Raw genomic sequence first — 23,990 nt, 5'->3', positions numbered from 1 at the left:
TTAGCCAAATTGCGTTGAGATTGGTATGTTTCAGGCGTTCTTTTTTCGCCGCTGTGACTGGTGCGATTGATGGGTTTCGAAGATGGCGGTTGCGACTATGATAGTGCCACCAATTAAGGTGTTGAGATTGAGCTCTTCACCTAAAATAATCAGCGCTAACATGGCGCCATAAAAGGGCTGTAAGCAAGAGACTAGCCCAACCGTTTTGGCGCTCAGTTGCCTCAGCGCAGAAGTAAATAGCGCATGTGGCGCTGCGGTAAAGACGACGCCGAGTAAAATAATTAATCCCCACACTTCTAATGAGATACTGCCTAGTTCCGTTTGGTGCCACGGCATCAAGAACACCACAGCGACCAAGGTTTGATAGAACATGGCATGGGGGCCGCTGTACTGGGAAAAGTAGCGTTTGTGCAATAAGTTACGGGTGGTGAACAGCATGGCGGACACTATGCCGATGGCAATGCCCAGCGTAGTGTCGTTACCTAAATTGGCTTCAGGGATCAGTAATATCACCCCAATCAGCACTAATACACCGCTGATCATATCGTGTAATTTTATCTTATTACCTGTCAGCAACGGCTCGGCAATCACTGTCATCACCGGATAGGTGAAAAACGCAATCATGCCAATGGCGACCGACGATAATTGCATGGCCGCTGTATAGACTCTTAAATAATGATCAGAAACCAATTAAACCGAGATTAGATAAAATTTGGCCTGAATAAATGAGATCGATTGAGGAACGGCGCGGGTTTGCTGGGCGAGTTGTCCAGGCTACCGCGCCGTTTTTGTATCTGATTGGTGCGATCTCAATTTTGATCAATGGCGATCCAATTTAGGCAAATGCCGCTAAAAAAGTGATCACAGTGATTTAAACCTATGTGACGTTTAAAAGAGGTTTAAATTTTAATCCCCAATATCCTTCGAGATGTGAACAACCTGCCCAACAACTTGAAAGCCGTGCTGCTCATCCATTGGGACTTCTATAGGGTCATATAACTTATTATCACTTAGTAAGCGCCAGGCGTTAGGCATAACCTGCACACGTTTTACCCACAGTTGGTTCTCATTGCGGATAACAAAGATATTACCGTCGGTGAGTTCGGTGCGCTGCATGTTAATTAGCAAGGTGTTGTTATTGCTAATGATGGGTTCCATGCTATCGCCCTTGGCCCATACTACTACTAAGTCCTTTTCAGCAAAGCCTCGCCATTTAAGCCACCGCTTTCTAAATGCAAGATGACGGCTAGGCTCAACTTCATCCGAACCTTCACTCCCCCAACCAGCAGACACCTGAACGCTATAGCCTGGTATCAAGGCGAACTCAGATAGAAAGTCTCTATTAGCTATATAACCACCACAAACCCCTTCAGTGACTTGATGCTGATAGGGTTGCTCAACCTCATTGGGGAACTTCGGTCCATCCCCTGTAGATAGCCATTCAAGGTTGACACCACCTAAACGTGCAATAGCTATCAAGTTGGCCCTGCTGGGATCTGATTTGCCATCCATGTACTTGCGCAAAATATTATCCGATATATTTAAATCGCGAGCAAAAGAGCGCGCACTATTACTCCCAACGACTTCGCGTACACGCTCGCCAAACCGTCTAAGTTCAATTTCAGAACTCTGACGTGTTGTCGATGTTTCGTTATTCTCGTTATGCATACCCTAACCAATTGATTTTTAATGGATTGAACTGGTGAGATAAATAAATCGCATAAAACCGAACTCGGACGCGAGATTTATCTCTTGACGTGCGATTTATTTATCTCAATAATACCGCTATTACTAACTATTGTTCTTAACAAGTATTACTAATAAAGGGAGCAAAAAAAATGCGTAAGAAAAGCTCACGCACTTCAAGCGACTGGCACAGGCAGGACATTTTAGCCGAAGTCCGAAAAACTTGCGGATCGCTAACACACCTAGCAAGAGAAAGCGGACTAGCATCCAGCACTCTATATAACGCCCTTGACCGTAAATGGCCTAAAGGTGAACTAATTATTGCCACTGCAATCGGTGTTACACCAAACGAAATATGGCCGAGCCGCTACGTCGAAGAGTTTAGCACATCTACTAATAACGATGCACTGCAACGTGAGGTGGCGTAATGGACTCATCTAAAAAAACATGCCCCCTATGTAAGCAGGATGTAACTGCCCCTCAATCAGCAAGCGCCAGCGTTTATGCCACACAGGGGATACCGCCAGTAGCTGGCAATGATGATCCTCTTCTAACTGAACCAAGCGATGCGCTATTTGGCGAAGGCGTGAGGTTAAAAGTTGGATTTGGGACGGTGGCAGATGCGAGAGCGCATAGCGAAGCTCGTCGTCAGTGGGCGCAAACGCGAAAGATAGTGCGTTACCAACACATTCGCCTAGCGCCATTACGTTGGATGTTGACGTTTCGGGACGAACTTCGGGCACTAAAACGCCTGGTAAGAGAGTGCGTATTTGTTGCAGTTCAGCATGCAAAGCATCAATGGAAACAAAGATAAATGACGTCACCAACTCGTGGAGTGTTTCTGCATCCATGGGTATGAGTTCGCTTGGTACGTTGAGTGGGTTGGTCATAGTTAGCCTGTTTTATTGATTGAATTGCATTGAAGTGTATGAGCAATGCGATCGCTCCGACAAGCGCAACGATCGACTTTGTTTGGAACTGAATTTTATAGGGGTTTCCAATGGCTAGACGAAATTGGAAAAAAGTCACTGCGAATAGTTTGCGCCACTCAATGGAGTTATGTCTTGAGCATGGGCGCGAGCGTAAAAACCTATCAATGGATCGAGTGGCCGACCTTATGGGGCTGCCTAATAAATGGCAACTTTATAAATGGCTTGAAAATGGTCGTATGCCTGCCCAGTTGATACGTCCATTTGAATATGCTTGCGGCATAGATTTAATGACCAGCTATTTAGCTGTATCAGCTGGGAAGTTGGTGATTGATATTCCTGCAGGCCGAAATGCAACCGCAACTGAGATAAACGAATTACAAGGCGGTTTCAGTGACTCAATGGGGTTGCTAATTCGCTTTTATGCCGGAGAAACAAATGCTAATGAAACCATCGGCGCACTAACTAATATCATGGGTGGTTTAGCTTGGCATCGAGAAAATGTTAGTAAAAGTCAGTCCCCTGAGCTTGGATTGTTTGGAGCGGACGATGAGTGAATTAAAAACATATTTCGCCGCAACGGAATTAGCTGGATTACCAGAATTGCCAACATCGGCTAGACGAGTGTCTGATGTTGCCAAGCGCGAAGGTTGGACATGCCGCAAACGTGAAGGCCGTGGCGGTGGTTTTGAATATCACCTCAACAGTTTACCGCCTGCCGCTAAAGCCAAGTTGCTTGCACAGCAAGGCAAGATTGAGCTTAACGGTACTGTGCTGAATGCCCCCAAACCAAAAGCTGCGCGTGAGCGTTACGATGCTGCCAGTTTGTGGCAAACATGGGAACGTGCGGGCGAACACGCCCAGTCTGTTGCCAAAGCCAAACTGGCTTATGTGAGTGCCTTTTATGCGCTAGTTGAATCCGGTACCAACAAGATGGCTGCGTATGAACATATCGCCGTTGAGTTTGGACTTGCAGTGCCAACCCTGCGCCGTGACTGTAAAAAGGTCGAAGGCTTTGATAAAGCCGATTGGGCACCGCAGCTGCTGACCAAAAACAAAATCGCGGCGATGAATAATGCCGCTAACCGTTTAGCCCCCGTGAGTGATGAAGCGTGGGAATGGTTTAAAACTGACTACCTGCGGTTAGAACAACCTAACTTTGCCACTAGTTATTGGGCTTTGTTAGAAACAGCCAAAAAACATAACTGGGAAGTACCCTCGGTTGATAGCTTGAAACGCCGCTTAGATAAAGAAATACCGCACGAACAGCAAGTGATGTTACGCCAAGGCGAACACGCACTGATGCAACTCTACCCCGCGCAGCAACGTACCGTGCTGGATATCGAAGCGATGGAGTGGATCAACGGCGACGGCTATCAACATAACGTGTTTGTTCGCTGGCATAACGGTGAAATCCTGCGACCAAAAACGTGGTTTTGGGCGGATATTCGCACCCGCAAGATCCTCGCTTGGCGCGTTGGTGTGTCTGAAAACACCGACACTATTCGCCTGTCGCTAATGGATGTGGTCAACCAATACGGTATTCCTAAGCAACTTACGCTGGATAACACCCGTGCAGCCGCCAACAAATGGATGACGGGCGGCGTACCTAACCGCTATCGCTTTAAGGTGAAGCCTGACGACCCTATGGGTTTGATCCCCATGCTCGGTATTCAACTGCATTGGTCGAGCGTGATCCACGGTAAAGGCCATGGCCAAGCTAAGCCAATAGAACGCGCTTTTGGCGTGGGTGGTTTGGGCGAATTTGTAGATAAAAACATTGCCTTTGAGGGTGCATACACTGGCGCAAACCCAATGGCAAAACCCGACAACTATGGCAGCAAAGCCGTAGCTGCTGAGGTGTTTATGCGGGTGTTAGCCGAAGGCGTTCAGACTTTTAACCAAAGGCCAAACCGTGAAACTGAAGTGTGTCGCGGCGTAATGTCATTCGACGAAGCCTTTGCTGCCAGTTACCAAAATGCCACGGTGCGTAAAGCCACTGCTGAACAAAAACGCATGCTGTTACTCAGCGCCGAAGCGGTACGTGTTAGCAGCCAAGCAACGATAGTGCTCGATGCGGGCGGCGCGGTTGCCAGCCGTAAAAACCGTTATCACCACGAGGCTTTATATAGCTATGTCGGCCAGAAGATCGTCGCGCGTTTTGACCCCGATAATCTGCACGGCATGGTGGTGTGTTACACGCTGTCTGGTCTGCTGATCTGTGAGGCCAACTGTATTCAAGCGACTGGCTTTGGTGATACCGATGCCGCCCGCGAACACACTCGCCACCGTACCCAATTCACCAAGGCTAATAAGTTAGCTGCCAAAGCACATAAGCGCATGAGCAACCTTGAAGCCGCTGAGTTAATGCGCGGTGTTGAACCAGAAGATCCATTAACCCCTGCGGCAACTGAGATGGTGCATATCCGCCAAGGCAACACTGTGCGCACTGTAGCAGCCCAGCCAGAGGCTGAAAACTTTGAAGAAGCCTTTGCACTAGGTGTATCGGCGTTGTTTGCCGAGAAAAATAAAAACCGACTTTAACACCCGTTTAAACCCAACTTAATCAGTTCTTACCCGAAATGGAAAAGGAAAAAATATGATGAACAAGGTTGTCAGTATTTCTCAATCAGAAGTGAAACCAGACCAACAGCAGCAGGTTATCGACGCAGTAAAAGCGATGATCGACGGCAAAAAAGTCACCCAAGCTCAAGTGGCTAAGGGAATTAATGTCAGCACTAGCGTGATCAGCCAATACCTAAACGGCAAATATGACAACGGCGATAGCACTGCTGTGACAGAAAAGCTCACCGCATGGCTTGCCCTGCAGACGAACCGCGCCACGAACCCTGTCGCACCTAAGTTTGTGCAAACTCAAACTGCAAACCAAATCCATACCGCACTGGCCTATGCCCATGCAGCTGAGTGTATCAGCGTGGTATTTGGTGCCTCGGGTGTAGGTAAAACCACAGCGGCTAAACACTACGCTAACGATAACTCAAACGTGTGGATGATCACCGCTTCACCCAGCGCATCCAGCCTCAGCGAATGCTTGTATGAACTGGCATTAGAACTCGGTATGGACGATGCGCCGCGCCGCAAAGGCCCATTGGCGCGCGCCATTAAGCGCCGTCTCATGGGTACGGGTGGATTGGTGATCATCGATGAGGCGGATCATTTGGATTACGCCACCCTCGAAGAACTGCGCATTTTGCAGGAACAAACCCAAGTCGGCATGGTGCTGGTCGGTAATAACCGCGTTTATGCCCAGCTAACAGGTGGCCGCAGAAATGAAGATTTTGCGCGCTTGTTTAGCCGTATCGCCAAAAAAGTTGGCATTCACAAAGCCAAGAAAAACGATGTAACGGCCATTGCTACCGCTTGGGGGATTCACGGCGATAGCGAACGCGCCCTGATGACTCAAATATCAGAACGCCCTGGTGCGCTGCGTCTGCTCAATCAAACCCTACGCCTCGCCGCCATGATGGCCAGCGGCAGCAATAGCGCCATTGGCGTTACCCATTTACGCGCCGCCTTTAAAGACCTCGAAGGCGTGGAATAACCCCGTTACCTAACCCGTTTAAGCATAAGCAAGGAGCAAGACATGAAACACCAAAACCTTAAATTCGATGTGATTAGCGCCCTAAGACTGCGCGGTATGAAGGTAATCCACAGTGGCGTGAAAGTCGTGCAAATCGACAAGCCAACCGCTGATTTTCGCCGCATGGCTGTGGACATTATCGAGAACATTAAAGGCATTCGTCGCCGTTGTATGGCGGTGCAATTTCACGGCGTGACAGTGCGCTGGAATGAGGACAAATAAGATGAACACACAAGAACAAACCCACAACCAAGCCGCTATTCCGCAGGGCTATCGCAAAAACGCGGTAGGCGATTTGGTACATGAAGACCGTATTAAGGCCGTAGATAAACTGCGCGATGAAGTAGTGCTGGCTATTGTCGGTTCAGCCAAAGAACTGCGTGAACAGATGCTTAATTTCAAACTGATGACGATGGCGAAAATTGATGGTTTTGCCGAACTATCGGCCAGTGAATATGGCGTTAAGGTCGGTGGCAGTAAGGGCAATATTTTACTTACTAGCTTTGATGGCAAGTACCAAGTGCGCCGTGCAGTGGGTGAACACCGCGTATTTGATGAGCGTATCCAAACCGCTAAAACCTTGATTGATGATTGCATTAAAAGCTGGAGCGGTGGCGCGGATACCCGCCTGATGGCGATGGTTGAGCATGCCTTTCGGGTAAACCAGCAAGGCCGAATTGACGTTAACCAAGTGCTCAGTCTGCGCCAGCTGGATATCGACGATGCCAACTGGAAACGGGCCATGGACGCTATAGCCGACGCGATTCAAATCACAGGCACTAGCCAGTACCTGCGCCTATATGAGCGTCAGCCTAATGGCAAATACACCCAACTACCACTGGATATAAGCACCCTTTAGGGTGGGCAAGGAGCACATCATGACACTCAGCACACAATCGGGCATTCAACACCTATTCGATGACAACCAAGCCGCACTCGATCGGGTGGCGTTTCAATTACGCCAAGCGACCTTACTTGAAGCCAGCTTTGACAATCTGCGCAGCGAGCTCAGTGGCCTAGCCGCTGAAAGGCCGCATTACTGTTTGATGATGTGCGCCGCGCTGCTCAATGCGCTCAAGGAGTTAAGCCAAGAGTTTGCAGGCGAACGCCGCGCTGTGATCGGTTTCTTTATGGAAAAGTCACTCAACAACTTAGGGCTACTAGCAACAGCGGGCTAGAGCCCAAGACCCAGCGAAACACTGGCGGCCTAGGTCGCTAGTGTCTATCCAGCGTAGTGGCTGGGTACTGATGAGCAGCTAACACATACGAGGATGAAGATGATGAAAACCAAGAAAACAGTCGAAAGCACCGAATATATCAGAACCGCATCACATGCCGCAGAGCAAGAGCGTACAGGCAATTATGGTATTGCCACTTTGCTTTGGGGCCAGGCACGACAATTGGCTAGTTCAATAACGAATTACGATTGGGCTGACTCTCGTATGGCGTTCTGCCATGTACGCCAACTGCGTAACTAAGGACAGAGAAAATGGCGATCACAAAAGAACAATGGCAACAGCTTGAAACGGAAATGACTTTTAGCTTTGTGAATATTGCATTTAGCTATCAAGGGCATGAAGTCAGTATCCGCCGAGCCAGAAAAAATGAGTCAGTCACAGTGCTGGAAGTCTTCATTGATGGAGTGATTAAGGGAGAATGGATATGTCAATTCGATGGAGTACCAGAAACCACCCCTAAGATTATCACCGATATTTGGCACAAGCGCAGCATGGCTAGACATACCGCAAAAGAGATTGCCAATATCGAAAAAATCTGGGGTAAACGCCAAGCCAAAAAGGCGTTTCCAAATTTACATGAACGAATTGAGTGGCTTGAACCCACGTTTCCAAGAGCCTCGGTGTTATGCCGCCAGTTTAAGAAATTAAAAAGTTTGGAAGTAACTAAAGCAGATTGTTTAACCCAAGAACCTGTATTGAGTTAACCCGCGAAACGCTTTCTACCACGGTAGAGAGTGTCTATCCAGCGTAGTGGCTGGGTACTGATGAGCAGCTAACAAAAAGAGCAATGATGAATGACACCCTATGCTAAACGCTTACTCAAATATGCCATTGCGAACTGCCCAGTTAGGCCCGTTCGTAAGGGGAAAACTAAGGCAGAACTGCTCGCCGATCGTGAGCTTTGGGCTGTTAACTTTTTAAATGCAGCAACACCGAATTGGCAGCAGCTTAAGAGTCAGCCTAAAGCCATCAAGATAGTATCCAGTGCGACAACCGATGAGGATGACGAATGTTAGAAACTAATCAAAAAGCCCCTGTGCAGACTAATGCGCAGGCGCACCCAGTCGCTCAACACAAGAAGCGCCTGATCACCTTAATCAATGTGGCTAAGGGATCATTGCAGCTCGATGAAGCCATCTACCGCGCCATGCTGAAAAATGCCACGGGTAAAGATTCCTTGCGGGCAATGAACTTGCCAGAGCTTGAACAGGCGCTAGAAGTGTTTAAACAAAAGGGCTTTAAACCTACTGTAACCAACAATAAAACAGCGGTTAAACGCCGTTTAAGTCCTGCGGCGGGTAAAAGCAAATTGGCCAGCATAGATAAAATACGTGCCATTTGGATCACCATGGGCCACCACTTAGTTATCCAGGATAACAGTGAATCGGCGCTTGATGCCTATGTGCGTCGCATGACGCTACGCAGTAAAAACGAAGGTGTGGATGCCACCCCTTGGATGACAGAACCGCAAGCCTACAAGGTACTTGAAAGCCTGAAAAACTGGCATAAGCGTGTACTTATCGAGCGCATTATTGCCCGTGGTGAGCGTTTAAAAATGAATGAAAACGGCACTCGCCCTGCAAGTTATGAGGTGATTGTTGCCCAGTATGAGGGCCACCTATGAAACTCTGCCGCTGCCCTGTATGCCACAGTAATATCCACTTAGATGCCTTAGTGAATGACGATGCGGCGCGCGAGCTGCTCGCCACACTTGCACCGATGGACGGTGCCACTGGGCGGATTCTAATGAACTACATCGGCTTATTCCGCCCCGTAAAAAGCGACTTGAGTTTTAACCGTGCACTCACGCTGGTGAACGACACACTGGCGCTAACCTCAAACCGAGACTGGTTACGTGCGGCGTTAGAAGAGACTGTGATCAAGCTTCGCGCTGCCAGAACCGAAGGTAATGCAAGACCACTAACCAACCACAATTACTTAAAAAAAGTGCTTGAAAGCATTAGCCAGCACTCAATTACCCCTGTGGCTGCACCCGCTGCAAACGCAAAGCCAAGCTATGAGATCACCAGCTACGGCCGTCCTGAAAGCTTGGCTGAAACCAAAGCCAAGTTTGATGCACAGATGGCGCAATTTAAAGCAAAAGCTAAGAAGACCAAGGCAACAGAACAAGGAGACACCAATGCTGAATGAACAAGGTGAACAACTGGATTTACTTTCGACCAGTGCCGCTGAACTTGAGCAAGCATTGGCGACATTAGCCACACTCAAGCCAGATGAACGTGAAGATTTTATTCGCCGCTGGCCATCGACACTGCAAAGCCTTTGCGATGTGATGCGAGTGACGCTTAAGCAACATAATATTGTCGATGCAGATAATGTGAGCGAAGCCTTAGCGACCAGTTTGAGTGCTTATTTAGGTGGCCGTGACGTATATATTCCCAACGGAGAACGTCTTAAAAATGCCCTGCGCGATATCCGAATTTGGCGTGAGTTTAAGGGCAACAACCTTGAGCAATTAAGCCGCGATTATGGCTTAACCGAGCGAAGAGTGAGCGAGATTGTGGCCGAACAGCGCGCGGCATTTGTGGCAAGAAAGCAAAGGCGGTTGTTTTGAAATCGAATCTATATCACAGGGCTACCAATAGGTAGCCCTTTTTATTCGTCTCTTTTGGCGATAAACTCAGCAAAAAGTAACGCGAAGTATTGGGAATTAATAGGACGTTGAATCATGGTGAAATGGACATTACTGACCGCATTAGTACTAGGTATCAACAGCTTTGCTGTAAAAGCTGAAATTTTTAAATGTACTATTGATGGCGTTGAGACTTATAGCCAAATGCCTTGTGCTGACGATGCCGAGGTAGTTGAAGTTAAGCCTTCACAAAATGAACCTAAACCGTTTGATACTTATGACCTTGTGCAAGAATGTGTTGAGTTACTTAAAACAGAATATCAATGGAAAGACCGCCAGTCTTTACGAGTTGAATCGCATCGGACTGATATTATTGAAGATGGGAGCGGTTTGAGAAAGGTGCTTATTCTTAGTATTAATGCTAGAAACAGTTATGGGGCTTATGCCGGAACAGATGACTATCGTTGTTTTTTAAATCATACAGGTAAGAAACTTAGCCCATTTCAGCAAAGTATTCCTGAGCGAGTCATTCAGCCATAACTAATCCCGAAACCTTTCCAATCCGCTCCAAACCCTTAAGCCGAGACAATGAACCCATGTTCACTATCTCGGTTTTTTTATGGCCTTTGTCACCCACAACAACTATCGCAGCGGCGTTAATAGTATGCCGATTGCGAATGCGCAGCCCAAACGCATACAAAGCCGAGTCTATCGCCAGTGCGCCAAGGACGGTTTAAATGCCCGCATCAAGGCGGAGTTAGCAGGCGATGTACCTACCGTCGTGCCTTTGTATAGCAACAGTCTCACCCGTCAAAGCTACTTTGAACAAGGCTGGCATGCCGTCACTCACCTCCATGTTTTAAAAGCCCGCGAGCAACGCAAGGCACAAGCTATGGCGGTGCCTAATGAACAGTAAACTCAAAGCGATTTTACTGGCCGCTGGCTTAAGTTCGGCGGCCATCACTGGCGCACAGCTTACCGATAAATGGGAAGGCAATAGCCTGAGCGTCTATGTCGATGCGGTGGGCGTACTTACCGCCTGTCGTGGCCATACGAGCAAAGACTTAAAGCTTGATCAAACCTTCACCGAGCAGCAATGCATGGAGATTTTTGCCAAGGATATCGCCAAGGAAGATAAGCAACTGCTCAGCCTCACCGCGCCTGTAAAGCTCACCCACAGCGAGCACGCCGCCTATTTATCGTTTTTGCACTGGGCGGGATACGGCAACTTTGCCAGCTCAACCCTGCGTAAAAAGCTGCTTGTAGGGGATCGTGTGGGTGCCTGCAAGGAGCTAACGCAGGCCTGTTCCACCAATCCTCAAACGGGTGAGCGCATCTGCAATGGTTGGACCTATGGCACCCGCCTAGGTGTCAAGGTGCGCCTAAATGGCCTCATCAAGCGCCGTGCCGAAGAGCAAACCATTTGCCTAAGCGAACTGGGCCTCTCGCAATCAAAGGGGGGCGCGCAATGAATCCCTCTCAAATCATTAGCACTGTGCAGTGGCTATTTTTGTCACTGGCATTAGTCACCATTGGGCTGATGTACCACCAACAGCAGAGCACTAAGAGCCAGCTAACCCAAGCGTTAACTGACAATGCAGCCCTAAAACAGAGTGCAGACACGCTAGCGGTATGGCTACAAGACGCCAACCTTGAACGCATTGCCCTAAAAGACGAAGGCGAAACCCTCGCCCTACAGGTGCAAACCGTTGAGCAGCAAAAGGCCGCGTTAGCTACTCGTAATCAAGATCTTAACCATCAACTCACCCAGTTACTTGAGGACGCCCAGGATGAACAAACACAAACATGGCGTGTGGCTAGTGTGCCTAACGATGTTGTGCGCGTGTTCGACAACGCCGCCCGCTGTGCGTTACGTGCCTATTTACAAGACCCAATATGTGTTGCCGCCCGAAGTACTGATGCGAGAGTGCAACGTCACTCAGGTTCCACTACAGGTATTGCAGTGCCTGCAAACCCAGAAGGAACAGTGCCTATCCAACCCAAAGTCAGCGTGGCTAATGCTCTCGCTACTCACTGACCTTGGGCAATGCAACCTCGACTGGCAAGCCCTGCACGATTGGCGGCAACGCCATCAAACAGACCAAACAAAATAAGGAACCCCATGGACGAAAACGATTGGGCTAGCAATATGGAAACCCGCGAGCGAGCTGCCTGTGTTGATGCAGTTCGGGATGCCGCCAGGCACAAACAACACAGCACTGGCAATGGCATCTGTATTGATTGCTTAGAGCCAAATGAGCCACAGCGGCTTAACGAGTTGCGCTGTATCAGTTGCCAACAGGATGAAGATAAGCGCCAAAAGCAGCGCTATGGGAAGCGTTTATGATCGAATCGTTATTTGAATATTTCGGTAAGTATTGGGGCTTCATTGGCAGCGTCATTAGCGTTTTCTGTGCACTGCTGATGGCGTGGTTTAGCACTCGCTTTACCCCGCGCATCGAGCACGAAAAGGTCGTCCAAATGGTGGCCGGAATCGACAAACGCCTAAGCGAAACTGAAATGCAATTGGAGTACATGCCGACCCGTGACGAACTGCATGCGCTCGATAAAACCCTCACAGGTTTAGGTGAGCGCTTTGGCGCAATGGAACAAGGCATTAGGCGCTTAGAAACCAAGACCGACATGCTTCTCGAAAACGAACTGAAAGGAGGCCACCAATAATGGCGATGCAGCAAATTATCAATGAGCACCAACGCCTTGTGGTGCTTCGATTACTGACCGAGGCGGGAGCCTTTGCACTCAATGAGTCCATCTTACAAGATGGCTTAAATGCCTACGGCCTCGACATTAGCCGCGATGCCTTGCTGGTGCAGCTCGCTTGGCTTAACGAGCAAGGGCTGATTAAAACCGAGTTAGTGGGCAAAGTGACCACGGCAACGCTAACAGGTCGCGGCCAAGATGTGGCGACAGGCCGCGCGGTAGTGCCAGGGGTTAAACGTCCACGGGCGGGAGAGTAGCCATGGCAAGAGCAATCCTAAATCGTGGTGAGCTTGCAGGCATCCGCTTAGTGGCGGATTTGTTTGTTATCCGCGAACTCGAAAAGAACGTGCTTGCTAAAAACGAGCACGTTAAGCCGCACATCAAAGCGCTAGACCAGCGCCTTAAAAAGACGGTTCCCAAGGTGTTTGCGGCAGAGGCCGAACTACAGAAGCAGATCCACTTAGTTCGTGCGCAGTGGCTACGAGAATGGGAGGGGTTAGACGATGGCGAGTGAAACCCGAGGCCGACGTTCTAAGGTGGATTTACTGCCTGATCCTATCCGCAAAAAGCTCGATGCGGGGTTGCGTAATGGCTCGATTCAGCAGATTGATTTGCTCGATGAAATCAATGTGCTGATTAAAGCCGCAGGCTTGCCTGAGGAAAACCAGCTTTCCCGCGCAGGCATCAACCGCTATGCCACCAAGATGGAGGCTGTGGGTAAATCCCTGCGCGAAATGCGTGAGATCACCCAAGTGTGGACGGCAGAGCTGGGCGATAAACCCACAGGTGAAGTCACTAAACTCATCCTCGAAATGGCGCGTTCGCAGCTGTTTAAAGCCCTATTAAACCAAGATGAAACGGGCGAAGGTGCCGACGTTGGCATGATTAAAGACGCCATGTTAGCGGTGCAGCGTTTGGAGTCTGCTGCCATGGCCAGCCATAAGCGCGAGAAAGAGATCCGCACTGCTTTTGCCGCAGAGGCCGCTAATGCCGCCGAGAAGGTAGCGAAAACCGCAGGCTTAACCAGTGATGCCGTGGCCTTGCTTAAGCGCGAAATTCTGGGGATTGCATGATGACCATTAAGAAAAAGGTGTTAGCGGCCGCGACTGCGGTAGCGCTAGCCATCACGCCAACGGCAAGCAGCTTTGATCCCACGTATGAGGCAAGTTGCCTAAGTCGCTTTGATCCTAAAGAGGTGCTGCTCGGTTATCAGAAACGCTGGATAGCCGACGAGTCACCGCTGAAAATTGCCGAAAAGTCGCGCCGAACTGGACTCACTTGGGCCGAAGCTGCCGATGCTTCTTTAACTGCAGGCGCTGCCCGTGGCCAAGGCGGTACTAACCATTTTTATGTGGGCAGTAACAAGGAGATGGCGCGGGAATTTATCGACGCTGCGGCCATGTGGGCCAAAGTATTTGATAAAGCCGCAGGCGAAATCCAAGAAGAAGTGTTTGTTGATGAAGGCCAAGACGGTAAAGAGATCCTGACCTTTGCCATTTACTTTGCCTCAGGTTTTAAGGTGCAGGCGCTATCGAGTAATCCCTCGAACCTACGCGGTATGCAAGGCAATGTGACTATAGACGAAGCCGCGTTTCACGAGCGCTTGGCAGAAGTGCTAAAAGCAGCGTTGGCGCTGACTATGTGGGGCGCGAAGGTACGCTTGATCTCCACCCATAATGGCATTGATAACCAGTTCAATGAGCTGATTAACGATTCCCGTGCGGGTAAAAAAGATTACTCCATTCACCGTGTCACCTTAGATGATGCGTGTCACGAGGGGCTGTATAAGCGTATTTGCCAAGTGCGCGGCATCGAATGGAGCCAAGCGGCCGAGGATGACTGGAAAGCAAAATTACTCAAAGCCACAGCTACCGAAGAGGACGCATTAGAAGAATACTTCTGCGTGCCTAAATCGGGCGGTGGTGCCTATCTTAACCGCGCGTTAATCGAAGCCCGCATGGCCAGCGTGACAGATAGCGGCCCCGTTGTTCGCCTTAAAAAAGACGATGCTTTTGGACAATGGCCAGAAGGTTTACGGGCGGCGGAGATCCTTAAGTGGTGTGAGGATGAACTCAAGCCGGTTCTCGATAGCTTAGACCCTGCACGCCCCCATTGCTTTGGTGAAGATTTTGCCCGTAGTGGTGACTTAACTGTGATTGACGTGGGGGAAATCGCCCAAGACTTGCACATCAAAACCAAGTTACAGGTCGAGCTAAAAAACATTCCCTTTCGCCAACAAGAGCAGATCCTGTTTTACATTGTGGACCGCTTACCACGGCTGAGGGGCGGCGCGATGGATGCGCGCGGTAATGGCCAAGCGTTAGCGGAATACGCCCAGGATAAATACGGCAGTGAAGTGATCGCCTGTGTGATGCTATCTGAGTCCTTTTACCGCGAGCAAATGCCACGCTTTAAAAGCCACTTTGAAGACGGGCTTATCACTATCCCAAGGGATGACGACACCAGTACTGACCTGCGGGCCTTAAGCATTAACCGTCGAGGTACGCCATGCCTTGGCGATGTGCGGACAGGCCAAGAAAAAGAACGCCATGGTGATGCCGCGATCAGCCTGTTCTTGATGGTATACGCCTCCACCTTAGACGGTGCCCCCATAGAGTTCACCCCCATTCCTAGAAGTGATCACCGCAATCCGAATGCCGCAGCAAGTGCCCATGAGGATGATGATCATCAAACGCAGCGAGGTTGCTGGTAATGCAAGAAAAAACAACTGAATCACGTATTTTGGACGCCAGTGGTCGGCCGTTTAAACAGCGTGAAGCCAAAGCACTGCAGACCGACGATGTGCGTTTAATTGGCTTGCAACGTACCTTTAGCCAGCACCCAAGTAGCGGCTTGACGCCCGCCAGTGCAGCCAATATTTTACAGGCCGCCGAGCAAGGCGATCTCATTGCTCAATGTGAACTGGCCGAAGATATCGAAGAGAAAGACGGCCACCTTTATGCCGAGTTAGACAAGCGCAAACGGGCGTTGATCGGCGTGGACTACTATTTAGTGCCACCCCGTAACCCGACGCCACAGGAAAAGGCCGACACTGAATATCTGCAAGAAATGCTTGAGGAAGGTAACTGGATAAAGACGCTCATTAAGTCAATGAGTGATGCCATTCTCAAGGGCTTTAGCATGCACGAGTTAGCCTGGACGCGAGAGCTAGGCGAATGGTTTATTGAAGTGCCAGAGTATCGCGATCCGTCTTGGTTTATGACTCACCCTGAGCGGCGCAACGAACTGCGGCTGCGTGATGCCACGGTCAATGGCGCTGACCTGTGGCCCTTTGGTTGGATCAAACATATTCATCCAGCCAAGTCGGGCTATGTTAGCCGCAGTGGTTTAGTGCGTCAGTTAATCTGGCCGTTTATTTTTAAAAACTACAGTGTGCGCGACTTAGCCGAGTTCCTTGAGATCTACGGTTTGCCGCTGCGTATTGGTCAGTATCCAGCGGGTGCCAGCGATGAGGAAAAGCGCGCCCTGTTAAATGCAGTGATGAGCATTGGCCATAACGCGGGTGGCATTATGCCCAAGGGCATGGTGATGGATTTTGAGAGTGCCGCCACAGGTCAAGCCGATCCCTTTGATTTGATGATTAGCTGGGCTGAAAAGACCATGAGCAAGGTGATTTTAGGCGGCACCTTGACCAGCCAAGCCGATGGTAAAAGCTCAACTAATGCGCTCGGTAAAGTGCATAACGAAGTGCGCCAAGAGCTGCGTGATGCTGACCTTACCCTGATTGCCGAAACCTTAACCCGCGACTTAGTGGCCCCTTTATATGCGCTTAACTGCAAGAGTTATCAAAGCCACCGTCGTCATCCACGTTTAGTCTTTGATACCACAGAAGCCGAAGACTTACGGGCCTTAGCGTATCCGCTGCGTGCGTTCGTCAGCATGGGCATGCAGATCCCACAAAACTGGCTGCATGAAAAGACCCGTATCCCTAAGCCCGCTAATGGCGAAGCCGTGCTGGTGATCCAGCAAGAAGATCCCAATGCCAGCGCTGCTAACCAGACAGCATTGGCGGCTTTAGCCGCTCAACCGTCAGATGCCCCGTTGAGTGAACCGAGCCAAACCGCCTTAGATAAAGCCTTGGATGCACTCACTCAAGGTCAAATGAGCGAAGCATATATGGCGATGGTAGAGCCATTACTGGCACAACTGCAGAGCGAACCGGAGCAGCTGCGGGCGCAACTGGAAAAGGACTATCCCGCCATGGATACCGAGCAGCTTACCGAAATGCTCGCGCGGTTAATGTTTGTGGCTGAACTATGGGGAATCGCCAATGCCTAAAACCGTTGATTTAAGCATTGCCATTAACCAAGCCCCCGCCGATGCGGTGGCCTATTTCCGTGCCAAAGGCTTTGCCATCAGTGACGATTGGCAAGACGTGTGGACTCGCGCCCACGCCCGTGCCTTTACTGTGGCCAAGGCGGCACAGATGGATGTGCTCACGGCGATCCGTAATGAAGTGGATGCAGCCCTAAGCCAAGGGTTAACCGCTAAACAGTTTCAGGCAAACCTTAAACCTCAACTCGAAAAGCTCGGATGGTGGGGGAAAAAGGAAGTCGATGGCCGCGAGGTACAGCTGGGGAGTCCCTACCGCTTAAACACTATCTATCGTCAAAACCTGCAAACCGCTTACATGGCTGGGCGCTATCGGCGCATGTTATCGCGCACCAAAACCCACCCCTATTGGCAGTATGTGGCGATAGATGACGGCCAAACACGGCCAGCCCATGCGCGGCTTAGGGGTAAAGTGTTCCGCTTTGACGATCCAATATGGGACATCATCTATCCGCCCAATGGATGGGGCTGTCGTTGCCGCGTTCGGGCGCTCACCGAGGCGCAAGTGAAGGCGATGGGGATCACTGTGGAAAATGGCGAAGGTTATATCCAGCGCTTTGACACTGAGACAGTCGCGCGCGGAACGGGTGAAGTGTTAACCGTGCCCCATGCGCGGATTGATCTGCCCGATGGCAGCAGCATGAGCCCCGATTTAGGCTGGGCCTATAGTCCAGGCGAAGCCGCCTTTGGTACCGATGTGGCCGTCGCCAAAAAGCTGGGCACTATTCAATCGTTAGACACCCGCGCGCAGTTTATTCAGGCACTCAATAATAGCCCACTGCGCCACGCCCAGTTTGCCCAATGGACGGATGAAGTCCTTGCCGCCAATCCAGGACAAAAGCGACGACCAGGCTTAGGCATTCAGGCTTTAGGTTTTATGACGCCCTCGATTCAAACCGCAGTGACAGCGCGTTTAGGGCGAGAACCTACGGCCTTACTGGCCATAGGAGAAAAGCAATTAGTGCATGCAGATAGTGCAAGGCACATTGCTGAGGGTGTTGCGTTAAGTCGTGATGAGTATCAGCAATTACCGCAGATGTTGGCAGAACCCGAGGCCGTGCTTTGGGATAGCAAGAACCAGAATCTGTTGTATGTCTATGCCACTGAGGATGATGGCCGTAAGGTTAAAGTGATCATTAATAGCGCGTGGAAGATGAAACGCCAGCAGGCAATGGATGCGGTGATCAACGTTTATAAGACGGATCGAGCGAACCTGCTGCAACCAGAATATGAAGTGATTGAAGGTCGTCTGTAAGTGAGTTTGGTATAAGTGAAGTGTGGTGGCGTGGTGGGAGTCGAACCCACATACACCCTGAATGATCAGAGTCTGCTTTACCAGTTAAGAGTACACGCCACCCTGTGTTCAAGCATATCACCATTCCTCCACGTTGACAGTGCTAAGGATAAAAAATGAACAAGGTAGAGATCGTCTTAAGTGACTCCCCAGTGCTGCAAGTGTTGGGGAGTTTGCTGGATAAGCTCGATGACTTAAGCGAACCGATGAACGATATTGCTGCCGTTCTGGAGTCCGCTACAGAGGGTGCCTTTGAGGCCGAGGCCGATCCAGTTACAGGTCAAGCCTGGGCATCTTTAAGTGATGCCTACCTTAAGGCCAACCCTAAACGCCAGGGCGGTAAGATATTACAAGCCAGTGCTGGCGGGCTAGCTGCCAGCGTGACTGCCGACAGCGGCGACTTTTGGGCGGAGATTGGCAGCAATAAAATCTATGCCGCTATTCACTATTTCGGCGGCACCGACGATATGCCTGCTGGCCCTGCGGGTATACCAGCGCGTCGATACTTCGGTGTAAGCCATGAGAGCGAACAGTCTATGTTAGGCTTCTTGGGAAGCTATTTGCTGTAAGAATGTGTTGTAAAAAGTGGGTTGAATGGATTTGTCTGCTAACGCCCTCAGACACGATTTAAGCGCCTAAGCTTTCAACTTGGTATAACGGCTCATCTAAAACCCACTTAAACGCTTTAACAAGGATTTAAACGGGTTTTAAACTAGGTTATGCTCGCCTTGTAAAGTGAACTTAATAATAAGCAAGGAGACAAGGAATGGGTTGTTTATTTTTTTTTGATGAAACGGTTGAGTTAAATGAGTATCCAGGAGTTAAGTGTAAGCCTCAACAAGTTGCAGTGGTGGATAACCACTTGATCCCTGAAATTGTCATTGGTCCAGTTGGTGAGGCTTATGATGGTTTATATGCGAACTTTCATGATTGGCAACAGTTTGAGCGATTTGTTGACGCCGTTAATGATTTGCATGCAAGGCTAAAAGGTGGCCACAAATAATCCCGAAACCTTTCCAATCCGCTAGTTAGTCCCACTCGATCATGATGGGCACTCCAATGTTATTGAGAGTGCCATTGTGTCAAAAGCTAAATCCACCAACCAAAGCCCAGCTCATTTAGCTGCTAGCATAGCCCTAGGCGTTGCGGCATTAAGCAGTGCGCTAGTGGTTAATACCAGTACCAGCACAGGTTTCCAACTCGGTGAAGATGGCTACATTCAGGCATTGCCTGATGGCCACTTTGCTGCTGTAGATGGTCGCCCTGATGATGTAGCGGGTGGCAAGTGGTTGATGGATGAAGCTGCCTTTGCTGCGCTTAAGGCAAATACCCCGCATCAAGCTGGTGATCTGGTCATTGACTACGAACACCAAACCCTCAACAAAGAGCAGAACGGCCAGCCCGCTCCCGCTTCTGGCTGGTTCAATATCGATGACGTGCAGTATCGCCAAGGGCAAGGTTTATTTATTAAGCCGCGCTTTACCGATAACGCTATCGCCCACCTAAACGCCAAAGAGTATCGCTATTTCTCTTTGGTTTTTGGATACGACAAGGCCACAGGCCGCCCCCAGTTTATCCATTCTGCAGCGTTAACTAACCGCCCTGGTGTCGATGGCATGTTGCCACTCGCATCGCTGGCCGCACTGGCCACTCTCAATGCAAACGATCTTCAATCCATCCCATCGGAGGGACTCCATGTGAACCCACTAATACTAAAACTCTTAGCCGCCCTAGGTATTGAAATTGCCGAAGGTAGCGAGCCAACCGAAGCACAGCTTAACGATGCGTTAAAGCGCATTGACGATCTGGTTAAAGCGGCGGGCAGTGTCGATGGCCTTAAGCAAGAAGTGGCTGCGTTAAGCGCCAAGTCGCCAACCATTGACCTAACCAAGTTCGTCCCCATTGCCACTGTGAATGCATTGCGTGAGCAATTGGTCGCGCTAACCGCTGAGAATGGCGTGCTCACTGTTGAGCAAGCGGTTAAGGCGGCGATTGATGACCACAAAGCCTTTGAGTGTGAACGTGATTACCTTACCCAATTGGGCAATCAAAACATGGCAGCACTCACTGCCAACATCGATGCACGAGTGCCTATTGCTGCACTAGGTGCCAAGCAAACCTCCACAGTTCCTGCCCCTAACAAGGATAAGGACACCAAACTGGCGGCACTTACCGCAGAGGACTTAAGCGTAGCCAAGCAAATGGGCTTAACCCCAGAACAAATGGCTGCAGGTAAAAAGGCCACCGCTTAGCGGTGTGCCACTCCATTAACCAGCTGAGTCATTCACATTAATTAGTTAGGAGTATCCCAATGGGTATTGTTAATTCCGCTACGTTAAACGCGCTGCGCACCTCCATGAGCCTCAAGTTTCAAGGTGCTGTGTCGAGCGTTGAAACCCAGTACCAACAGATTGCCACTGTGGTGCCATCGACCACCAAGTCGAATACTTATGGCTGGCTCGGTCAAATGCCAGAGTTCCGCGAATGGGTAGGTGATCGTCAGTTTAAAGACCTACAAGAGCACAGCTACAGCATCGAGAACAAGACCTTTGAAGCCTCGGTGATTGTTAAGCGCGACGATATCGAGGACGACAACCTTGGCGTCTATGACCCTATGGTCAAAATGATGGGCGAGAAAGGCGTTAAGTTCCCCGATAAGCAGGTGTTCGACCTACTCAATGCGGGTTGGACAACGCTTTGTTATGACGGCCAAAACTATTTTGACACCGACCATCCCGTCAATGCGACACATGATGGCAGTGGTGCTGATAGCTCTGTGCCTAACGTCATCATCGATCCCGCTTATACGGGCGAGCCTTGGTATCTGCTTGATGTATCGCAAGTGCTTAAGCCGCTTATCTATCAGGAGCGCCGCAAGCTTTCGCTCATCACCAAATTTAATCCCAACGATGAAAGCGTTTATGTCAGTAACAACTTCAGTTTCGGTGCGGATTTGCGCTGTAACGCGGGCTTTGGTTTTTGGCAAATGGCCGTTGGGGTGAAAGCAGAACTGACACTTGAAAACGTGTGGGCGGCGATGGAGATGATGGGCGACTTCACCTTTGATGGCGGTGAGCCTATGGAGCTGAATGGCACCTTACTGGTGGTGGGCAATGGTAATAAGCGCAAAGCACTACAGCTGAAAAACCGTGAAAACATCGACGAAGGCGGCACGACAGTCTCTAACGAACTGCAAGACATGATTGAGGTGTTGATCAGCCCGCGCGTTAAAAAGTAACCCGTTCTGAGCAGCGAATCGCAGGCACAAGGATGCGCCTGCACCCCAACATCGAGTGAGGTAACAATGAAATGGCGAATCCTTCTAAGAACATTCAAGTCCTGTTGGTTATCTGTCTTGCGCACACTGGCTATCGCCGTGCGGGCATGGCGCTTAACAAAGGCGAAAACCTTATACCGCTGGCCGAGTTGTCGGATGAGCAAGTCGCAGCGTTTGAAGCTGACCAGCGCCTTAAGGTATCCGTGCGTGATATGGCACCAGCGTCGGGGAGTGTGGACATTCCAGACGGTGATCAGACATTAGGCACCGATATCACAGGCACGCTCACTGGCGTGAAAGAGCCCAATGGTGAAGATAAAGCCTTGGGTGAACTGACAGCAAAAGAGCTGAAAGAACTGGCAAAAGACTTGGCGATCACGGGTGTTAACTCGATGAATAAAACTGACTTAGTTAGTGCTATTCAGGCGGTAAAAGTCACTGTGCCAGGTGAAAACGAAACGGCTACCCAAAGCACTGAAACGCCTAGCGCTGAAACGAAAGGCACTGAACCATCTGGCACCACCAACGCAGCAGGTGAATAGTCATGGCTCAAGTGATGTACGCCACCCCTGACAACATGCTGAGTCGCTTTGGTGCGCAGGACTTAATGCTGCTTACCGAACGCGAAGGCAGCGTGCCAGGGGAAATCAATTTCGTCGTGCTTGAGCAAGCATTGCGCGATGCTGCGGCTGAGATTGATGGCTATATCGTGGGCCGTTACACCTTGCCGTTAACCACTGTTCACGCCGTATTGGAGCGTAACTGCTGCGATATCGCCCGTTACTTCTTGTATGGCGATAAAGCCCCTGAACAAGTCGAGAAACGCTATACCGCTGTGGTGAAGTATTTAACCGCCGTGAGCAAAGGCGATATCAGTTTGGGGCTAGCTGATACGGGTGAAGTCGCTAGCCAAAGTGAGTTAGTGGTCAGTATCGACAGTGCAGGCAGCGTGTTTGGCCGTGCATCGTCTAAGGGGTTTATCTGATGTTTGAGATTAAAGATAACTACCTTGCTGCAGGTGATGCGTTGACTCAACTGCTTGAGCCATTAGTGACGAGCCAGAAGCTGAAAAAGGTCTATCAAGCTAATGAGCTAAGTGAAGTGGATGAGCGCAGCCAAATCACCCCCGCCACCCATGTGCTGTATATGGGCGATACGCTGGCGGATACCGCACAAGGCGGCAACACCAGCCAAATTAAGCAGACTTGGCTTGTGGTATTGGCTTGCCGTTTATCTATTCACGAAGGCCAAGCAGGTGAGCTATTAGTCAGCCTGTTAAACGCGATTGTGGGTAAGTCCATTGCGGTGGATGGTCAGATGCTTGGCCCATTTGTGCGCGTTAACAGTCCAGTTAAACCCCGTTTCACTAAAAGCCACGGTTATTACCCCGTGGCGTTAAGTGTGATTTTGAGATTCAAACCTTAACAACCTAAGAGGAACTCACCATGAGTGGATTATTAGTCGCAGGCAACTTCTTTGTTGACCGCTTAAATGCCCAAGGGCAATCAACGGGGATCATTGGTCCCATCAACACCACTAAGCTCGCCATTAAAACCGATGCCGATGAAAAGGTACGTCCAAGTAAAAAGAAAGACAGCTACGGCCAAGCCTTAAGCGTGGTGAAAATTGCCAAGCCTGTTGAGGTGGAATGGTCCTTCGACGATCAACCCGCCGAACTGATTGCCATGGCACTGTTGGGTGATACCCAAGTGCTGAATACAGGCAGCGGCACCCTAACTGATGAGGCCGTGACCTTGCCTGATAATCAGCGTTGGATACAGCTACCTGAAAGTAACTTTGCCGCCCTCGGTTTTGTGGTGAAGAAAGACGCTGCCACCTTAGTGCTGGGCACTGACTATGAGGTGAACTATGCCCTAGGGCTAGTGCGCGCCGTAAAAGGCGGCGACATAGAAGCGGGCGGCGCGGTGACAGTGACAGGCCAACATAACGCCATTAGCGGCACCCTCATTCGCGGTGGCATTAACGCCCAAACCCGTGCGCGGATCTTCGGTGAAGGTACCAACTTAGAAACAGGCAAGCCGATTAAGCTCGATGTTTTCGACGCCAGCTTATCGCCTACGGCTGCGATCGATTTTGCCGCCAGTGAGTTTGTGAGTGCGACCTTATCAGGCAAAGCACAGTTGGTGACGGGGAAAGATCATCCGTTCGAGTACCTAGAGCTGGATGCGTAAGCGGTTTTGCTTAACCCAAGGGCATGGCCGTACTCAATTGCCATGCCCTTTAATCCCCATTTAACCGCCGTTTAAACACCGATTATTTAGATACTAACGAGAGCAT

General features: G+C 50.0%; 35 protein-coding genes, 1 tRNA gene, 2 other RNA genes and 1 pseudogene. 35 read left to right on the top strand and 4 right to left on the bottom strand.

Annotation, left to right across the window (positions count from 1 at the left end):
* Positions 1-30: 30 nt before the first annotated feature.
* Positions 31-663: pseudogene (locus L5M38_RS02840) on the bottom strand (DMT family transporter); the annotation flags it as partial.
* Between the two features lie 243 nt (positions 664-906).
* Entirely contained in the window at positions 907-1,668 is a 762-nt protein-coding gene (locus L5M38_RS02835) for an XRE family transcriptional regulator (protein ID WP_263178277.1), read from the bottom strand.
* A 170-nt stretch (positions 1,669-1,838) separates the two neighbouring features.
* Here L5M38_RS02835 and L5M38_RS02830 point away from each other — a divergent pair, with 170 nt between their 5' ends.
* Complete coding sequence (locus tag L5M38_RS02830) at positions 1,839-2,114, top strand: transcriptional regulator (RefSeq protein ID WP_263178276.1); 276 nt, start codon at positions 1,839-1,841, stop codon at positions 2,112-2,114.
* A gap of 9 nt (positions 2,115-2,123) precedes the next feature.
* Here L5M38_RS02830 and L5M38_RS02825 read toward each other — a convergent pair whose 3' ends face one another.
* The gene (locus tag L5M38_RS02825; protein WP_263178275.1) at positions 2,124-2,576 is read right to left on the bottom strand and encodes a hypothetical protein; all 453 of its coding nucleotides are present in this window, start codon (positions 2,574-2,576) and stop codon (positions 2,124-2,126) included.
* A gap of 110 nt (positions 2,577-2,686) precedes the next feature.
* Between L5M38_RS02825 and L5M38_RS02820 the strand changes: the two genes are divergently transcribed.
* The 26 genes from L5M38_RS02820 (at position 2,687) to L5M38_RS02695 (ending at position 18,376) form a co-directional block, all read left to right on the top strand.
* Positions 2,687-3,172: a hypothetical protein gene (locus tag L5M38_RS02820; RefSeq protein WP_263178274.1), complete on the top strand. Its 486-nt coding sequence runs from the start codon at positions 2,687-2,689 to the stop codon at positions 3,170-3,172.
* On the top strand, positions 3,165-5,159 hold the full coding sequence (locus L5M38_RS02815; protein ID WP_263178272.1) for a transposase domain-containing protein: 1,995 nt from the start codon (positions 3,165-3,167) through the stop codon (positions 5,157-5,159). Before L5M38_RS02820 ends, L5M38_RS02815 begins: the two co-directional genes overlap by 8 nt.
* A 55-nt stretch (positions 5,160-5,214) precedes the next feature.
* Complete coding sequence (locus tag L5M38_RS02810) at positions 5,215-6,177, top strand: AAA family ATPase (protein ID WP_263178270.1); 963 nt, start codon at positions 5,215-5,217, stop codon at positions 6,175-6,177.
* A 42-nt stretch (positions 6,178-6,219) separates the two neighbouring features.
* Positions 6,220-6,438 (top strand): hypothetical protein, encoded by a 219-nt coding sequence (locus tag L5M38_RS02805; RefSeq protein WP_263178268.1) that lies wholly within the window; start codon positions 6,220-6,222, stop codon positions 6,436-6,438.
* A gap of 1 nt (position 6,439) precedes the next feature.
* Positions 6,440-7,075, top strand: coding sequence for a DUF3164 family protein (locus L5M38_RS02800; protein WP_263178267.1), 636 nt, complete (start codon positions 6,440-6,442; stop codon positions 7,073-7,075).
* A gap of 19 nt (positions 7,076-7,094) precedes the next feature.
* On the top strand, positions 7,095-7,394 hold the full coding sequence (locus L5M38_RS02795; RefSeq protein WP_131525304.1) for a hypothetical protein: 300 nt from the start codon (positions 7,095-7,097) through the stop codon (positions 7,392-7,394).
* Between the two features lie 11 nt (positions 7,395-7,405).
* An RNA gene (locus L5M38_RS02790) (hammerhead ribozyme type II) lies at positions 7,406-7,478 on the top strand.
* 18 nt (positions 7,479-7,496) lie between these two features.
* Positions 7,497-7,694, top strand: a complete 198-nt coding sequence (locus L5M38_RS02785; RefSeq protein ID WP_263178264.1) for an ANR family transcriptional regulator — start codon at positions 7,497-7,499, stop codon at positions 7,692-7,694.
* An 11-nt stretch (positions 7,695-7,705) separates the two neighbouring features.
* Positions 7,706-8,158 (top strand): hypothetical protein, encoded by a 453-nt coding sequence (locus L5M38_RS02780; protein WP_263178263.1) that lies wholly within the window; start codon positions 7,706-7,708, stop codon positions 8,156-8,158.
* Position 8,159: 1 nt separating this feature from the next.
* Positions 8,160-8,232: hammerhead ribozyme type II (locus L5M38_RS02775), an RNA gene on the top strand.
* Positions 8,233-8,248: 16 nt separating this feature from the next.
* Positions 8,249-8,470 (top strand): hypothetical protein, encoded by a 222-nt coding sequence (locus L5M38_RS02770; RefSeq protein WP_131524992.1) that lies wholly within the window; start codon positions 8,249-8,251, stop codon positions 8,468-8,470.
* Positions 8,464-9,078: a gp16 family protein gene (locus L5M38_RS02765; protein ID WP_063884368.1), complete on the top strand. Its 615-nt coding sequence runs from the start codon at positions 8,464-8,466 to the stop codon at positions 9,076-9,078. The genes L5M38_RS02770 and L5M38_RS02765 overlap by 7 nt, the downstream gene beginning before the upstream one ends.
* Positions 9,075-9,605 (top strand): hypothetical protein, encoded by a 531-nt coding sequence (locus L5M38_RS02760; RefSeq protein ID WP_263178261.1) that lies wholly within the window; start codon positions 9,075-9,077, stop codon positions 9,603-9,605. The genes L5M38_RS02765 and L5M38_RS02760 overlap by 4 nt, the downstream gene beginning before the upstream one ends.
* A complete protein-coding gene (locus L5M38_RS02755; protein WP_063884370.1) occupies positions 9,595-10,029 on the top strand; it encodes a Mor transcription activator family protein in 435 nt (144 codons plus the stop codon). Before L5M38_RS02760 ends, L5M38_RS02755 begins: the two co-directional genes overlap by 11 nt.
* Positions 10,030-10,143: 114 nt before the next feature.
* On the top strand, positions 10,144-10,587 hold the full coding sequence (locus L5M38_RS02750) for a hypothetical protein (RefSeq protein ID WP_263178258.1): 444 nt from the start codon (positions 10,144-10,146) through the stop codon (positions 10,585-10,587).
* Positions 10,588-10,666: 79 nt separating this feature from the next.
* Positions 10,667-10,963 carry a hypothetical protein gene (locus L5M38_RS02745; RefSeq protein ID WP_263178257.1) on the top strand — a complete coding sequence of 99 codons (297 nt, stop codon included), beginning with the start codon at positions 10,667-10,669 and terminating at the stop codon, positions 10,961-10,963.
* Complete coding sequence (locus L5M38_RS02740; RefSeq protein WP_263178256.1) at positions 10,953-11,519, top strand: lysozyme; 567 nt, start codon at positions 10,953-10,955, stop codon at positions 11,517-11,519. The genes L5M38_RS02745 and L5M38_RS02740 overlap by 11 nt, the downstream gene beginning before the upstream one ends.
* Positions 11,516-12,085: a hypothetical protein gene (locus tag L5M38_RS02735; RefSeq protein ID WP_263178254.1), complete on the top strand. Its 570-nt coding sequence runs from the start codon at positions 11,516-11,518 to the stop codon at positions 12,083-12,085. The genes L5M38_RS02740 and L5M38_RS02735 overlap by 4 nt, the downstream gene beginning before the upstream one ends.
* A gap of 84 nt (positions 12,086-12,169) precedes the next feature.
* A complete protein-coding gene (locus tag L5M38_RS02730) occupies positions 12,170-12,394 on the top strand; it encodes a hypothetical protein (RefSeq protein WP_259574580.1) in 225 nt (74 codons plus the stop codon).
* Positions 12,391-12,729 (top strand): DUF2730 domain-containing protein, encoded by a 339-nt coding sequence (locus L5M38_RS02725; RefSeq protein ID WP_263178251.1) that lies wholly within the window; start codon positions 12,391-12,393, stop codon positions 12,727-12,729. The genes L5M38_RS02730 and L5M38_RS02725 overlap by 4 nt, the downstream gene beginning before the upstream one ends.
* Entirely contained in the window at positions 12,729-13,025 is a 297-nt protein-coding gene (locus L5M38_RS02720; RefSeq protein WP_006087224.1) for a hypothetical protein, read from the top strand. The genes L5M38_RS02725 and L5M38_RS02720 overlap by 1 nt, the downstream gene beginning before the upstream one ends.
* 2 nt (positions 13,026-13,027) lie before the next feature.
* Positions 13,028-13,282: a hypothetical protein gene (locus L5M38_RS02715; RefSeq protein ID WP_263178250.1), complete on the top strand. Its 255-nt coding sequence runs from the start codon at positions 13,028-13,030 to the stop codon at positions 13,280-13,282.
* Positions 13,272-13,841 (top strand): DUF3486 family protein, encoded by a 570-nt coding sequence (locus L5M38_RS02710; protein WP_263178249.1) that lies wholly within the window; start codon positions 13,272-13,274, stop codon positions 13,839-13,841. Before L5M38_RS02715 ends, L5M38_RS02710 begins: the two co-directional genes overlap by 11 nt.
* A complete protein-coding gene (locus L5M38_RS02705; RefSeq protein WP_263178247.1) occupies positions 13,841-15,481 on the top strand; it encodes a hypothetical protein in 1,641 nt (546 codons plus the stop codon). Before L5M38_RS02710 ends, L5M38_RS02705 begins: the two co-directional genes overlap by 1 nt.
* Entirely contained in the window at positions 15,481-17,067 is a 1,587-nt protein-coding gene (locus L5M38_RS02700) for a DUF935 domain-containing protein (RefSeq protein WP_263178246.1), read from the top strand. Before L5M38_RS02705 ends, L5M38_RS02700 begins: the two co-directional genes overlap by 1 nt.
* Positions 17,060-18,376: a phage minor head protein gene (locus L5M38_RS02695; RefSeq protein WP_263178245.1), complete on the top strand. Its 1,317-nt coding sequence runs from the start codon at positions 17,060-17,062 to the stop codon at positions 18,374-18,376. Before L5M38_RS02700 ends, L5M38_RS02695 begins: the two co-directional genes overlap by 8 nt.
* Positions 18,377-18,401: 25 nt before the next feature.
* Here L5M38_RS02695 and L5M38_RS02690 read toward each other — a convergent pair.
* Positions 18,402-18,476, bottom strand: a tRNA-OTHER gene (locus L5M38_RS02690).
* 55 nt (positions 18,477-18,531) lie between these two features.
* Here L5M38_RS02690 and L5M38_RS02685 point away from each other — a divergent pair.
* The 8 genes from L5M38_RS02685 to L5M38_RS02650 all read left to right on the top strand — a co-directional run bounded on the left by L5M38_RS02685 (position 18,532) and on the right by L5M38_RS02650 (position 23,884).
* Complete coding sequence (locus L5M38_RS02685) at positions 18,532-18,984, top strand: phage virion morphogenesis protein (RefSeq protein ID WP_263178244.1); 453 nt, start codon at positions 18,532-18,534, stop codon at positions 18,982-18,984.
* A 197-nt stretch (positions 18,985-19,181) separates the two neighbouring features.
* Entirely contained in the window at positions 19,182-19,418 is a 237-nt protein-coding gene (locus L5M38_RS02680) for a hypothetical protein (protein WP_263176002.1), read from the top strand.
* A 76-nt stretch (positions 19,419-19,494) separates the two neighbouring features.
* A complete protein-coding gene (locus tag L5M38_RS02675) occupies positions 19,495-20,667 on the top strand; it encodes a phage protease (RefSeq protein WP_263178243.1) in 1,173 nt (390 codons plus the stop codon).
* A gap of 59 nt (positions 20,668-20,726) precedes the next feature.
* Positions 20,727-21,653, top strand: a complete 927-nt coding sequence (locus L5M38_RS02670; protein WP_263178242.1) for a Mu-like prophage major head subunit gpT family protein — start codon at positions 20,727-20,729, stop codon at positions 21,651-21,653.
* Positions 21,654-21,724: 71 nt separating this feature from the next.
* A complete protein-coding gene (locus L5M38_RS02665) occupies positions 21,725-22,234 on the top strand; it encodes an HI1506-related protein (RefSeq protein WP_263178241.1) in 510 nt (169 codons plus the stop codon).
* 2 nt (positions 22,235-22,236) lie between these two features.
* Complete coding sequence (locus tag L5M38_RS02660; RefSeq protein ID WP_263178240.1) at positions 22,237-22,677, top strand: gp436 family protein; 441 nt, start codon at positions 22,237-22,239, stop codon at positions 22,675-22,677.
* Positions 22,677-23,117 carry a hypothetical protein gene (locus tag L5M38_RS02655; protein WP_263178239.1) on the top strand — a complete coding sequence of 147 codons (441 nt, stop codon included), beginning with the start codon at positions 22,677-22,679 and terminating at the stop codon, positions 23,115-23,117. The genes L5M38_RS02660 and L5M38_RS02655 overlap by 1 nt, the downstream gene beginning before the upstream one ends.
* Positions 23,118-23,137: 20 nt before the next feature.
* Positions 23,138-23,884: a hypothetical protein gene (locus L5M38_RS02650; protein ID WP_263178238.1), complete on the top strand. Its 747-nt coding sequence runs from the start codon at positions 23,138-23,140 to the stop codon at positions 23,882-23,884.
* Positions 23,885-23,990: the final 106 nt, after the last annotated feature.

The organism is Shewanella sp. SM101 (genome assembly GCF_025654465.1).
GTDB classification, from domain to species: Bacteria; Pseudomonadota; Gammaproteobacteria; order Enterobacterales; family Shewanellaceae; genus Shewanella; species Shewanella oncorhynchi.
Note: the sequence above shows the minus strand (reverse complement) of the source record. Positions and strands in the feature narration are given on the sequence as shown.

Coding starts and splice junctions, on each gene's coding strand:
- L5M38_RS02835 (WP_263178277.1), bottom strand. CDS start 1,668: ATGCATAACGAGAATAACGAAACATCGACAACACGTCAGAGTTCTGAA.
- L5M38_RS02830 (WP_263178276.1), top strand. CDS start 1,839: ATGCGTAAGAAAAGCTCACGCACTTCAAGCGACTGGCACAGGCAGGAC.
- L5M38_RS02825 (WP_263178275.1), bottom strand. CDS start 2,576: ATGACCAACCCACTCAACGTACCAAGCGAACTCATACCCATGGATGCA.
- L5M38_RS02820 (WP_263178274.1), top strand. CDS start 2,687: ATGGCTAGACGAAATTGGAAAAAAGTCACTGCGAATAGTTTGCGCCAC.
- L5M38_RS02815 (WP_263178272.1), top strand. CDS start 3,165: ATGAGTGAATTAAAAACATATTTCGCCGCAACGGAATTAGCTGGATTA.
- L5M38_RS02810 (WP_263178270.1), top strand. CDS start 5,215: ATGATGAACAAGGTTGTCAGTATTTCTCAATCAGAAGTGAAACCAGAC.
- L5M38_RS02805 (WP_263178268.1), top strand. CDS start 6,220: ATGAAACACCAAAACCTTAAATTCGATGTGATTAGCGCCCTAAGACTG.
- L5M38_RS02800 (WP_263178267.1), top strand. CDS start 6,440: ATGAACACACAAGAACAAACCCACAACCAAGCCGCTATTCCGCAGGGC.
- L5M38_RS02795 (WP_131525304.1), top strand. CDS start 7,095: ATGACACTCAGCACACAATCGGGCATTCAACACCTATTCGATGACAAC.
- L5M38_RS02785 (WP_263178264.1), top strand. CDS start 7,497: ATGAAAACCAAGAAAACAGTCGAAAGCACCGAATATATCAGAACCGCA.
- L5M38_RS02780 (WP_263178263.1), top strand. CDS start 7,706: ATGGCGATCACAAAAGAACAATGGCAACAGCTTGAAACGGAAATGACT.
- L5M38_RS02770 (WP_131524992.1), top strand. CDS start 8,249: ATGACACCCTATGCTAAACGCTTACTCAAATATGCCATTGCGAACTGC.
- L5M38_RS02765 (WP_063884368.1), top strand. CDS start 8,464: ATGTTAGAAACTAATCAAAAAGCCCCTGTGCAGACTAATGCGCAGGCG.
- L5M38_RS02760 (WP_263178261.1), top strand. CDS start 9,075: ATGAAACTCTGCCGCTGCCCTGTATGCCACAGTAATATCCACTTAGAT.
- L5M38_RS02755 (WP_063884370.1), top strand. CDS start 9,595: ATGCTGAATGAACAAGGTGAACAACTGGATTTACTTTCGACCAGTGCC.
- L5M38_RS02750 (WP_263178258.1), top strand. CDS start 10,144: ATGGTGAAATGGACATTACTGACCGCATTAGTACTAGGTATCAACAGC.
- L5M38_RS02745 (WP_263178257.1), top strand. CDS start 10,667: ATGGCCTTTGTCACCCACAACAACTATCGCAGCGGCGTTAATAGTATG.
- L5M38_RS02740 (WP_263178256.1), top strand. CDS start 10,953: ATGAACAGTAAACTCAAAGCGATTTTACTGGCCGCTGGCTTAAGTTCG.
- L5M38_RS02735 (WP_263178254.1), top strand. CDS start 11,516: ATGAATCCCTCTCAAATCATTAGCACTGTGCAGTGGCTATTTTTGTCA.
- L5M38_RS02730 (WP_259574580.1), top strand. CDS start 12,170: ATGGACGAAAACGATTGGGCTAGCAATATGGAAACCCGCGAGCGAGCT.
- L5M38_RS02725 (WP_263178251.1), top strand. CDS start 12,391: ATGATCGAATCGTTATTTGAATATTTCGGTAAGTATTGGGGCTTCATT.
- L5M38_RS02720 (WP_006087224.1), top strand. CDS start 12,729: ATGGCGATGCAGCAAATTATCAATGAGCACCAACGCCTTGTGGTGCTT.
- L5M38_RS02715 (WP_263178250.1), top strand. CDS start 13,028: ATGGCAAGAGCAATCCTAAATCGTGGTGAGCTTGCAGGCATCCGCTTA.
- L5M38_RS02710 (WP_263178249.1), top strand. CDS start 13,272: ATGGCGAGTGAAACCCGAGGCCGACGTTCTAAGGTGGATTTACTGCCT.
- L5M38_RS02705 (WP_263178247.1), top strand. CDS start 13,841: ATGACCATTAAGAAAAAGGTGTTAGCGGCCGCGACTGCGGTAGCGCTA.
- L5M38_RS02700 (WP_263178246.1), top strand. CDS start 15,481: ATGCAAGAAAAAACAACTGAATCACGTATTTTGGACGCCAGTGGTCGG.
- L5M38_RS02695 (WP_263178245.1), top strand. CDS start 17,060: ATGCCTAAAACCGTTGATTTAAGCATTGCCATTAACCAAGCCCCCGCC.
- L5M38_RS02685 (WP_263178244.1), top strand. CDS start 18,532: ATGAACAAGGTAGAGATCGTCTTAAGTGACTCCCCAGTGCTGCAAGTG.
- L5M38_RS02680 (WP_263176002.1), top strand. CDS start 19,182: ATGGGTTGTTTATTTTTTTTTGATGAAACGGTTGAGTTAAATGAGTAT.
- L5M38_RS02670 (WP_263178242.1), top strand. CDS start 20,727: ATGGGTATTGTTAATTCCGCTACGTTAAACGCGCTGCGCACCTCCATG.
- L5M38_RS02665 (WP_263178241.1), top strand. CDS start 21,725: ATGGCGAATCCTTCTAAGAACATTCAAGTCCTGTTGGTTATCTGTCTT.
- L5M38_RS02660 (WP_263178240.1), top strand. CDS start 22,237: ATGGCTCAAGTGATGTACGCCACCCCTGACAACATGCTGAGTCGCTTT.
- L5M38_RS02655 (WP_263178239.1), top strand. CDS start 22,677: ATGTTTGAGATTAAAGATAACTACCTTGCTGCAGGTGATGCGTTGACT.
- L5M38_RS02650 (WP_263178238.1), top strand. CDS start 23,138: ATGAGTGGATTATTAGTCGCAGGCAACTTCTTTGTTGACCGCTTAAAT.